A 509-nucleotide genomic window follows, 5' to 3' on the forward strand; every position below is an offset into this window, starting at 1 on the left:
GATATTTTGCTTAACAAAAATATTAAAGAAATGCATTTTAGTAACTTCAACTATTTAAGTCAAAACAGTCATAATTTAATATTTAAATACCAAATAAATGGAAAATATCAAAATAACTCTGACTTTAAAATTGTTGAAATAGCATCTTTTAACTTTGATAATCAGTGTCGTATAGATAACTGGAATGAGGTTGTTTCTACAAACCAACCTTTTGATATTAACAAAATAGAAGTTAAAGATTAATCTACAGAAATTCTTTTATACTTAATCTTCGTAATCGCATCATACTTATCACCAAGACGACGCTTCTTATCTTCGATATAAGCATCATAGTTACCTTCAAACCAAACTACCTCACTATTACCTTCAAAAGCAAGCATATGTGTAGCCACACGGTTTAAGAACCATCTATCATGCGAGATAACCATAATACAACCAGGGAAAGCCAAAATAGCCTCTTCAAGTGCTCTTAGAGTCTCTACATCTAGATCGTTTGTTGGTTCATCAAG

General features: G+C 30.6%; 1 protein-coding gene and 1 pseudogene. One reads left to right on the forward strand and one right to left on the reverse strand.

Annotation, left to right across the window (positions count from 1 at the left end):
- Positions 1 to 243 (forward strand): hypothetical protein (locus DNK84_RS13465; protein WP_162902493.1); only part of this gene is annotated, 243 nt, incomplete at its 5' end.
- On the opposite strand, the pseudogene DNK84_RS13470 reads toward DNK84_RS13465, so the two are convergent.
- Positions 240 to 509 (reverse strand): annotated as a pseudogene (locus DNK84_RS13470) (energy-dependent translational throttle protein EttA); the annotation flags it as partial. The gene DNK84_RS13465 and the pseudogene DNK84_RS13470 overlap by 4 nt on opposite strands.

The organism is Facilibium subflavum (genome assembly GCF_003574485.1).
GTDB classification, from domain to species: domain Bacteria; phylum Pseudomonadota; class Gammaproteobacteria; order Francisellales; family Francisellaceae; genus Facilibium; species Facilibium subflavum.